Origin of the sequence: Streptomyces sp. NPDC056600 (assembly GCF_042792855.1) — a bacterium.
Taxonomy (GTDB): domain Bacteria; phylum Actinomycetota; class Actinomycetes; order Streptomycetales; family Streptomycetaceae; genus Streptomyces.
Window position 1 is genome coordinate 41,811 of sequence record NZ_JBHTVQ010000051.1, and the last position, 9,608, is coordinate 51,418.

Consider the following 9,608-nt stretch of genomic DNA (forward strand, 5'->3'; position numbering starts at 1 on the left):
CTAGGAAGGGAAAACGTCGGACGGGTGAATGCGCGCGGACGTCGGGGCGAATGGTGGGAACCGGGGCCGACGCGGGGGTGACGGCGGGGCCAACTCCCCCTGCGGGGCCCTGGGGGTCCGGGCGCTGTACCGCTGCGCGGCAGGGCGGTCACGTGCCACGGCACGAGGGAACCGCCGCGTGCGGCGGAGGCGCTCACGCGGCGTGGAGCGAGCCCTCACGTGCGACCTCACCGCCTGCGCCCGCCCTCCCCCAAGCTCTCGACTCCGCTCGAGCAGGGGGTGCCCCCATCGCCCCCTGGGCGGCCCAGCCGCCCGCAGCACGGGATGGGGCAGTTGAAGGTCCCGCTCCCCCGGCCGCGAGGCCGCGCGCGGGACGAGCCGAGCCGGGGTGCGGGCCCGTCGGGACCGCCCCCGGAAATCAGAACGCGTCGGAGGGGATGTACGTGCCCCAGACGTCGCGGAGGGCGTTGCAGACCTCGCCGACCGTCGCCCGCGCCCGCAGCGCGTCCTTCATCGGGTAGAGGACGTTGTCCTCGCCCTCCGCCGCCTTCTTCAGCGCGGCGAGGGCGGCGTCCACCGCCCCCTGGTCGCGCTCGGCCCGCAGCCGGGCCAGCCGCTCCGCCTGCTGGGCCTCGATCGCCGGGTCGACCCGCAGCGGCTCGTAGGGCTCCTCCTCGTCGAGCTGGAAGCGGTTGACGCCCACCACGACCCGCTCGCCCGCGTCGGTCTCCTGCGAGATCCGGTAGGCGCTGCGCTCGATCTCGGACTTCTGGAAGCCGCGCTCGATGGCGGAGACCGCGCCGCCCATCTCCTCGACCTTCTCCATCAGCCCGACGGCCAGCTCCTCCAGCTCGTCGGTCATCCGCTCGACGACGTAGGAGCCCGCGAACGGGTCGACGGTCGCCGTCACGTCGGTCTCGTAGGCGAGCACCTGCTGGGTGCGCAGCGCCAGGCGGGCCGACTTGTCGGTGGGCAGCGCGATGGCCTCGTCGAAGGAGTTGGTGTGCAGCGACTGCGTGCCGCCGAGCACCGCCGCCAGGCCCTGCACGGCGACGCGGACCAGGTTGACCTCGGGCTGCTGGGCGGTGAGCTGGACGCCGGCGGTCTGCGTGTGGAAGCGCAGCATCATCGACTTCGGGTTCTTCGCGCCGAACTCGTCCCGCATGATCCGGGCCCAGATGCGGCGGGCCGCGCGGAACTTGGCGACCTCCTCCAGGATGGTCGTGCGGGAGACGAAGAAGAACGACAGGCGGGGCGCGAAGTCGTCGACGTCCATGCCGGCGGCGACCGCGGTGCGGACGTACTCGATGCCGTCGGCCAGGGTGAAGGCGATCTCCTGCGCGGGCGAGGCGCCGGCCTCGGCCATGTGGTAGCCGGAGATCGAAATGGTGTTCCACTTCGGGATCTCGGCCTTGCAGTACTTGAAGATGTCCGCGATCAGCCGCAGCGAGGGCTTGGGCGGGAAGATGTACGTCCCGCGGGCGATGTACTCCTTGAGCACGTCGTTCTGGATCGTGCCGGTGAGCTTGTCCGCGCTCACGCCCTGCTCCTCGGCGACGAGTTGGTAGAGCAGGAGCAGCAGCGAGGCGGGGGCGTTGATCGTCATCGACGTGGACACCTTGTCCAGCGGGATGCCGCCGAAGAGGATCCGCATGTCGTCGATGGAGTCGATCGCCACGCCGACCTTGCCGACCTCGCCGGAGGCGATCGGGGCGTCCGAGTCGTGGCCCATCTGGGTGGGCAGGTCGAAGGCGACCGACAGGCCCATGGTGCCGTTGGCGATCAGCTGCTTGTAGCGCTGGTTGGACTCGACGGCGGTGCCGAAGCCCGCGTACTGCCGCATGGTCCACGGACGGCCCGTGTACATCGAGGGGTACACGCCGCGGGTGAAGGGATACGATCCGGGCTCGCCCAGTTTGGCGGCGGGATCCCAGCCCTCCAGGGCGCCCGGCCCGTAGACCGGCTCGATGGGCAGTCCGGACTCCGACTCGCGCGCCATGGAATGTGCCTCCGCGTCCTTGCTGGGGGGTTGACCACTGGGGTTACTCGCCGGTAAATGCGGCTCCTGCCACGGACTGTAGCGGCGGGCGCGCGGTCGGTGGAGGGGCACACGCTGGGACCTTGCTCACAACACGCCTGGGTGAGCCCTGGTTCGGCCGGCCGCCGCGGCGGGGAGCATGACGACAACGGGACAGCACGGCGCACACACGACGGGGGTCGGCGCGATGACACGCACAGCAGGAACGACGGAACGCGGCACGCGAAGGTGGCCTGTGGCCGCCGCGGCGGTGGCCGCGATGGCGGCCGCCGTGGCGGGCTGCTCCGTGGAGCCGGGCAGCGAACCGGCGTGGACCGGGGCCACCGGTGACGACGGGAACGCCGCGCCCCGGGCCTCCGCCGCCCCGGCGCCCGCCGACGCCGCGTCCGCGGCGCCCGCCACCCGGTCCCCGGCGCCGTCCCGTTCGCCCTCGCCCTCCGCGTCCTCGGGGGAGACCGCCTCGCCCGCTCCCGCCCCGGCGAAGGTGCTGTGGAAGCCGGGCGACGAGGGACGCGACGTCCGGGAGCTCCAGGCCCGGCTGCGGCAGATCGCCTGGCTGTTCCAGGGGCCGACGGGCGTGTACGACAAGGCCACCGAGAAGGCGGTGGAGGGCTTCCAGGACAAGCGCGGGCTGCCCCGCACCGGCCGGATGGACTCCGTCAGCTGGCAGCGCCTGCTGGACATGACCGCCGAACCGGGGCAGTGGGAGCTGTTCCTGATGGGCGGCCAGGAGCCCGGCCTGCCGGACGCGCGCTGCCTGAAGGGCCGGGTACTGTGCGTCGACAAGACGACCCGCACCCTGCGCTGGATGGTGGACGGGAAAACGGTCTCCCACATGGCGGTCCGCTTCGGCTCCGTCGCCACCCCCACCCGGGAGGGCGAGTTCACCGTCTACTGGAAGTCCCGGCACCACGTCTCGACGCTGTACGACTCGCCGATGCCGTACGCGATGTTCTTCAGCGGCGGCCAGGCGGTCCACTACTCGCCCGACTTCGCCGCCCGCGGCTACGCGGGCGCCTCGCACGGCTGCGTCAACGTGCGGGACGAGAAGCTGATCGCACAGCTGTTCGCGGTGGTCCGCGAGGGCGACAAGGTGGTCGTCCACCGTTAGCCGCGGACGCCGGTCACCGGGCGGAGCGGCGAGGTGAGGAGAGTGCGGAGAGAGGAGTGCGCGGGCGGGGCAGGGGGAACGTGCCCCGCCCGCGCGAGGTGCGAGAGCCAGATGTACGGGGGGAAACTCCTGGCTCCCGCGACGGCCGATGACCAGTCGGCCCACTTCCCTCAGCGCCACCCGGTCGGAAAGTGTCACCCCCGCCCCGCACGCCACGACGACGAGGGCCCCGCACGGTGTGTGCGGGGCCCTCGTCGTACGGCTCTGCCGGGTGGCAGCCGGGGTCAGATGCGACGCGTGATCAGCGCGCGCTTGACCTCCTGGATCGCCTTGGTGATCTCGATGCCACGCGGGCAGGCGTCCGTGCAGTTGAAGGTGGTGCGGCAGCGCCACACGCCGTCACGGTCGTTGAGGATCTCCAGGCGCTGCTCGCCCGCCTCGTCACGGCTGTCGAAGATGAAGCGGTGGGCGTTCACGATCGCGGCCGGACCGAAGTACTGGCCGTCGTTCCAGAACACCGGGCAGGACGACGTGCACGCGGCGCACAGGATGCACTTGGTGGTGTCGTCGAACCGCTCGCGGTCCTCGGCGGACTGCAGACGCTCGCGCGTCGGCTCGTTGGTGTCCTTCGTGATCAGGAAGGGCATCACGTCGCGGTAGGCCTGGAAGAACGGCTCCATGTCGACCACGAGGTCCTTGAGCACCGTCAGGCCCTTTATGGCCTCGATGGTGATCGGCTTCTCGGGGCTGATGTCCTTGATCAGCGTCTTGCACGCGAGGCGGTTCTTGCCGTTGATCCGCATCGCGTCGGAGCCGCAGATGCCGTGCGCGCAGGAACGGCGGAAGGTGAGCGTGCCGTCCAGGTCCCACTTGATCTTGTGGAGACCGTCGAGCACGCGCTCCTTCGGGTCCATCTCCAGCGTGAAGTCCTGCCACTCCGCCTCGGCCGAGACCTCGGGGTTGAAGCGGCGGACGCGGAAGGTGACCGTGATGTACGGGGAGTCGGCGAAACCGGGCTCGGCGCCGCCGTCGGTCTTCTCCAGGGTCGGGGTTGCCATCAGTACTTACGCTCCATCGGCTGGTAGCGGGTCGTAACGACCGGCTTGTAGTCGAGACGGATGCTCGTCGAGCCGTCCTCGGCCACCTCGCGGTACGCCATCGTGTGGCGCATGAAGTTGACGTCGTCGCGGTTCGGGTAGTCCTCGCGGTAGTGACCGCCGCGGGACTCCTTGCGGGCGAGCGCGGAGACGGCCATGACCTCGGCCAGCTCCAGCAGGTTGCCCAGCTCGACGGCCTCCAGCAGGTCGGTGTTGAACCGCTTGCCCTTGTCCTGGATCGAGACGTTCCTGAAGCGCTCGCGCAGCTCGCCGATCTTGTCCACGGCGGCCTTGATCGTCTGCTCGGTGCGGAACACCATGACGTTGGCGTCCATGGTGTCCTGCAGCTCGCGGCGGATGTCGGCCACCCGCTCGCTGCCCGTGGCGTTGCGCAGGCGCTCGACCTCGGAGATCACGAACTCGGCCGGGTTCTCCGGCAGCGGCGCGTAGTCGGCGCTGTGCGCGTACTCCGCGGCGGCGATGCCGGACCGCTTGCCGAAGACGTTGATGTCCAGCAGCGAGTTGGTGCCCAGGCGGTTGGCGCCGTGCACCGACACGCAGGCGACCTCGCCGGCCGCGTACAGACCGGGGACCACCGTGGTGTTGTCGGCGAGGACCTCGCCCCGCACGTTGGTGGGGATGCCGCCCATGGCGTAGTGCGCGGTGGGCTGGATCGGGATCGGGTCCGTGTAGGGCTCGATGCCGAGGTAGGTGCGCGCGAACTCGGTGATGTCCGGCAGCTTGGCGTCCAGCTGCTCCGGCGGCAGGTGGGTGAGGTCCAGGTAGACGTGGTCGCCCTCGGGACCGCAGCCGCGGCCCTCGCGGATCTCCGTGTAGATGGAGCGCGAGACGACGTCACGCGAGGCGAGGTCCTTCATCACCGGCGCGTACTTCTCCATGAAGCGCTCGCCGTGCTTGTTGCGGAGGATGCCGCCCTCGCCGCGGGCGCCCTCGGTGAGGAGGATGCCCATGCGCCAGATGCCGGTCGGGTGGAACTGGAAGAACTCCATGTCCTCCAGCGGGATGCCCCGGCGGTAGACGGCGGCTTGGCCGTCACCGGTGAGGGTGTGCGCGTTGGAGGTCACGCGGAAGAACTTGCCGGTGCCGCCGGAGGCGTAGATGACCGACTTGGCGTGGAAGACGTGGATCTCGCCGGTGGCCAGCTCGTAGGCGACGACGCCGGCCGAGACCTGCTTGCCGTCGACCTCGGTGAGCAGCTGGTCCAGGACGTAGAACTCGTTGAAGAACTCCACGCCCTCCTTGACGCAGTTCTGGTACAGCGTCTGGAGGATCATGTGGCCGGTGCGGTCCGCGGCGTAGCAGGACCGGCGGACCGGGGCCTCGCCGTGGTTGCGGGAGTGACCGCCGAAGCGGCGCTGGTCGATGCGGCCCTCGGGGGTCCGGTTGAACGGCAGGCCCATCTTCTCGAGGTCGAGGACCGAGTCGATGGCCTCCTTCGCCAGGATCTCCGCGGCGTCCTGGTCGACCAGGTAGTCACCGCCCTTGACCGTGTCGAAGGTGTGCCACTCCCAGTTGTCCTCCTCCACGTTCGCCAGCGCGGCGGCCATGCCGCCCTGCGCGGCGCCCGTGTGGGAGCGGGTGGGGTAGAGCTTCGTCAGCACGGCGGTGCGGCTGCGCTTCGTCGCCTCGATGGCGGCGCGCATGCCGGCGCCGCCGGCGCCGACGATGACGGTGTCGTACTTGTGGATCTTCATGGAAGTCTGCAGCCCCGGATCTAGCGGATGTTCGGGTCGAAGGTGAAGATCACCAGCGTGCCCAGCAGGATGGTGAACACCGTGGCGGTGTAGAGGAGGCCCTTGAGCCACATACGGGTGTTCGCGCGCTCCGCGTAGTCGTTGATGATCGTGCGCAGGCCGATGGTGCCGTGGAGCATGGCGAGCCACAGCATCAGCAGGTCCCAGACCTGCCAGAACGGCGATGCCCAGCGACCCGCCACGAAGGCGAAGCCGACCTTCTGCACGCCGCCGTCCAGGACCAGCTGCACCAGCAGGTGGCCGATGACCAGGACGACGAGGACGACGCCGGACAGGCGCATGAAGAGCCAGGCGTACAGCTCGAAGTTGCCCCGGGTGGCCCTGCCGGTCTTCTTGGTGCGCTTGCGCGGGGGCTCGATCACGGGGGCCGGGTTGTCGGCGGAGTACAGGGAGGCGCCCGCCTCCTCGACCGGGCCGATGCCCGAAGCGGTGTCAGTCTTGACGGTGTTGTTCGACATGCTTCGCGTCAGCTCCCGAAGAGTTCACGAGCGGCGTGACCGAGGACGGGGTACAGCGCGCCGATCATCAGCACGACCCAGACGCCGACGACGGCCCAGAGCATCTGCTTCTGGTAGCGGGTGCCCTTCGACCAGAAGTCGACGGCGATGACGCGCAGGCCGTTCAGCGCGTGGAAGAGGATCGCGGCGACGAGGCCGTACTCCAGCAGCGCGACGAGCGGCGTCTTGTAGGTGGCCACGACCTCGTCGTAGGCCTCCGGGGAGACACGCACGAGAGAGGTGTCGAGCACATGGACGAACAGGAAGAAGAAGATCAGCACGCCGGTGACTCGGTGAGCCACCCACGACCACATTCCTTCCCGTCCGCGGTAAAGCGTTCCAGCCGGCACGGAAGAACCCTCCGGGAGCGGGGATTGGGGCCTCGCCGGCTTTGTCTGTCGGACGGGCCCGGCCGGGTACGGTCCACCGGCCCCGGCCATCGTAGCGACGTGCTGTCGGAACCTTTAGCGCAGCCCTGCCGATGTGATCAAACCGGTAGTCCCAGCGGGGGTGCGAAGGGGGGGAATTCGGCACAACTCGGATCGAAATCATCCGGGCGATCGGAACGAATCAGTCGGGTGAGTCGTTCGCGTGCCAGTTGCCGCAGCTCCTCGGCGGCGACCACCCGCTCGTCCTCCGGGGCCAGGGCCAGCCTGCTGCGGACCGTGGTGAGCAGGTGGTTCAGGGCGTCCTCCGGGTCCACGCCGTCCAGCGAGAGCACGAAGCCGTGCCCGAACCGCTGCTCGTAGGCCACCCAGGCGGCGCGCACCGCCGTACGGGCGGCGCGCGGCATCGAGCGCACCACCCTCAGCTGCTGCTCGGACCACAGACCGCCGCCGCCCGGCGTGGCGGGCAGGGCCGCCGCCGCGAGCGGGTCGTCCGCCGCGAGGAAGGTCCGGGCGAGTTCGTCCGTCCGGAGCATCCGGCACTCCTCGCGGACGGCTTCCAGCAGATCGTCGGGCGAGAGGTCGTAGGCCGCCTCGTCGGAGGCGGCGAGCAGGGACGCGAGATCCGGGTACGGCCGGTGGGAGGCCATCCGGCCGGCCCAGCGGCGGTTGCGCAGGCAGCGGGCCAGAAGGTGCCGGGCGGTTGTCGCGGGTGCCCGGTTGAACCGCTCCAGGCCGTCGGGCGCGGCGCGGCCCTGTTCCGGGATGCGTGGCGAAGGCAGCGGGAGTCCTCGGCGGGTTCCGGGGCGCCTGGTCGGGGCGCCGGATGTGGTCGGCGGGAACGATGCGCGGACGATGTGGGAGTTGTGGACACACGGTAGCGGTGCGACCACGGAGGCGGTAGCCGAATACGCGTCTTTCACCCGCAGGAGAGACGAACGACCCACGGGTGGACGCCGCGCGTCGGCGGGCGATCCGGACGAATCGCTCTTACGTTGGCACGGTGAGCCAGCACAGTCGTCATTCCGCGAACAGTCCGCAGCACGGCAGTCACCGCCGCTCGGCCGACCGGGTGAGGCGGATGAGGCAGGCCCGCTGGGCGGCGGCGGCCGTGGTCGCCGCCGGCTCGGCCGTCCTGGCCTACAACCTCTGGCCGGCCGGCCACGACGGGTCGCCCGGCAGCCGCACCCCCGCCGGCACCCGGGCGGCGCCCGCCTCCCCCACGCCGGTGTCCGGGCCGCCGCGGGTCATCCCCGCCGTCACGGAGTACACCGCGGCGGACGGGCCCGGCTGGCGGCCGGCGAAGACCGCCCGGGTGGTGGTCAACGACGACGGCCTCGCCGACGAGGGGCGGCTGGTCGCCCGTGAGCTCGGGATGACCTACGCCGGGGAGAAGAGCGCCCGCGACCGCAAGCCCGGTGACCTGCGCCTGGAGGCCGGCGGCGGCCAGGGCGCGAACCCGGAGTCGTACCGGCTGACCGTCGACGGCGGCCGCGCGGTGGTCAGCGGGCCGACCGAGGCCGGCGTCTTCTACGGCACGCGCACGCTCAAGCAGGCGGTGGCCGGGAGCGGCGGCGTACCCGAGGGCGTGATCCGCGACGAGCCGGCCGAGCCCAAGCGGGGCCTGATGCTGGACATCGCGCGGAAGTTCTACGCGGCCGACTGGATCGAGGCCCGCGTCCGGGAGATCGCCGACCTCAAGTACAACGAGCTCGGTCTGCACTTCTCCGACGACCAGGGCTTCCGCGTCGAGTCGAGCAGCCACTCCGAGGTGGTGACGAACCCGCACCTCACCAAGGCCGAGGTCGACCGGATCGTCGCCCTGGCCCGCAGCCTGCACGTGCGGATCGTCCCGGAGATCGACTCGCCCGGGCACCTCGGCGCGGTGCTCGACGCCCACCCGGACCTCCAGCTGTACAAGGCGAACGGCCGGCCGGCCGCGGGCGCGATCGACATCTCCAAGCCGGCCGCCGGGAAGATCGTGGACGAGCTGATCCAGGAGTACGCCGAGGTCTTCCCCGGCACCGAGTGGCACCTGGGGTCCGACGAGTACGTGGCGCTCCTCGCGAGTGATCCGGAGGCCACCTACCCGGGCCTGGCCGCCGCGGCCCGCGAGAAGTACGGCCCCGACGGCACGGTCGAGGACCTGACCACCGGATGGCTCAACGACCGGGCCGCCACCGTGAAGAAGCTGAACCGCACCCCGCGCGCCTGGAACGACGGGTTCTTCGACGGGGGCGCGGTGGAGCCCTCGCAGGACATCCAGGTGGCGTACTGGACCGGCAAGGAGATCGGCGCGCGGGAGCCCGTCGAGTTCCTGGAGAACGGGCGCAAGCTCATCAACTACAACGACGAGTACCTCTACTACGTGCTCGGCGAGCCGCAGACCTTCGTCTACCCCACCGGGCAGCGGATCTACGAGGAGTGGACCCCGCTGGTCGTGCGCGGCTCGACCGCGGTGCCCCAGCGGTACGACGCCCAGATCCTCGGCGGCTCGTTCGCCGTCTGGGGCGACCGGCCCAACGCGCAGACCCAGGAGCAGGTCGCGGCGGGGCTGCGGATGCCGCTGCGGGCGACCTCGCAGAAACTGTGGGACCGGCGCGAACCTTCGCTGAGCTGGGCGGAGTTCCAGCAGCTGGCGGACAGCCTCGACTGAATTCCCTGGACGGCACGGCGCCGTCGGACGTATGTTCCCCCTCCGGTG

The 9,608-nt window shown here is 70.7% G+C and carries 8 protein-coding genes; 2 read left to right on the forward strand and 6 right to left on the reverse strand.

The window, feature by feature from the left end:
- Positions 1-418: 418 nt before the first annotated feature.
- Positions 419-1,999 (reverse strand): methylmalonyl-CoA mutase family protein, encoded by a 1,581-nt coding sequence (locus tag ACFRAV_RS23515; RefSeq protein WP_351110446.1) that lies wholly within the window; start codon positions 1,997-1,999, stop codon positions 419-421.
- 226 nt (positions 2,000-2,225) lie between these two features.
- Here ACFRAV_RS23515 and ACFRAV_RS23520 point away from each other — a divergent pair, with 226 nt between their 5' ends.
- A complete protein-coding gene (locus ACFRAV_RS23520) occupies positions 2,226-3,149 on the forward strand; it encodes a L,D-transpeptidase family protein (RefSeq protein WP_382558228.1) in 924 nt (307 codons plus the stop codon).
- Between the two features lie 284 nt (positions 3,150-3,433).
- Here ACFRAV_RS23520 and ACFRAV_RS23525 read toward each other — a convergent pair whose 3' ends face one another.
- From ACFRAV_RS23525 to ACFRAV_RS23545, 5 genes are all read right to left on the reverse strand, one after another.
- Positions 3,434-4,207, reverse strand: coding sequence for a succinate dehydrogenase iron-sulfur subunit (locus tag ACFRAV_RS23525; RefSeq protein WP_382558229.1), 774 nt, complete (start codon positions 4,205-4,207; stop codon positions 3,434-3,436).
- Positions 4,207-5,961 (reverse strand): succinate dehydrogenase flavoprotein subunit, encoded by a 1,755-nt coding sequence (sdhA, locus tag ACFRAV_RS23530; RefSeq protein ID WP_382558230.1) that lies wholly within the window; start codon positions 5,959-5,961, stop codon positions 4,207-4,209. Before sdhA ends, ACFRAV_RS23525 begins: the two co-directional genes overlap by 1 nt.
- A gap of 20 nt (positions 5,962-5,981) precedes the next feature.
- Positions 5,982-6,479 (reverse strand): succinate dehydrogenase, hydrophobic membrane anchor protein, encoded by a 498-nt coding sequence (sdhD, locus tag ACFRAV_RS23535; RefSeq protein ID WP_382558231.1) that lies wholly within the window; start codon positions 6,477-6,479, stop codon positions 5,982-5,984.
- A gap of 8 nt (positions 6,480-6,487) precedes the next feature.
- Complete coding sequence (gene sdhC / locus ACFRAV_RS23540) at positions 6,488-6,868, reverse strand: succinate dehydrogenase, cytochrome b556 subunit (RefSeq protein WP_108954701.1); 381 nt, start codon at positions 6,866-6,868, stop codon at positions 6,488-6,490.
- A gap of 137 nt (positions 6,869-7,005) precedes the next feature.
- Entirely contained in the window at positions 7,006-7,686 is a 681-nt protein-coding gene (locus ACFRAV_RS23545) for a 2-oxo-4-hydroxy-4-carboxy-5-ureidoimidazoline decarboxylase (RefSeq protein WP_382558238.1), read from the reverse strand.
- A 299-nt stretch (positions 7,687-7,985) separates the two neighbouring features.
- On the opposite strand from ACFRAV_RS23545, the gene ACFRAV_RS23550 reads away from it, so the two are divergent.
- Positions 7,986-9,560, forward strand: a complete 1,575-nt coding sequence (locus tag ACFRAV_RS23550) for a family 20 glycosylhydrolase (RefSeq protein WP_382558239.1) — start codon at positions 7,986-7,988, stop codon at positions 9,558-9,560.
- The last annotated feature ends 48 nt before the right edge of the window (positions 9,561-9,608 follow it).

Excerpts from the sequence above, each read along its gene's own strand:
- ACFRAV_RS23515 (WP_351110446.1), bottom strand. The coding sequence starts at position 1,999 with ATGGCGCGCGAGTCGGAGTCCGGACTGCCCATCGAGCCGGTCTACGGG.
- ACFRAV_RS23520 (WP_382558228.1), top strand. The coding sequence starts at position 2,226 with ATGACACGCACAGCAGGAACGACGGAACGCGGCACGCGAAGGTGGCCT.
- ACFRAV_RS23525 (WP_382558229.1), bottom strand. The coding sequence starts at position 4,207 with ATGGCAACCCCGACCCTGGAGAAGACCGACGGCGGCGCCGAGCCCGGT.
- sdhA (WP_382558230.1), bottom strand. The coding sequence starts at position 5,961 with ATGAAGATCCACAAGTACGACACCGTCATCGTCGGCGCCGGCGGCGCC.
- sdhD (WP_382558231.1), bottom strand. The coding sequence starts at position 6,479 with ATGTCGAACAACACCGTCAAGACTGACACCGCTTCGGGCATCGGCCCG.
- ACFRAV_RS23550 (WP_382558239.1), top strand. The coding sequence starts at position 7,986 with ATGAGGCAGGCCCGCTGGGCGGCGGCGGCCGTGGTCGCCGCCGGCTCG.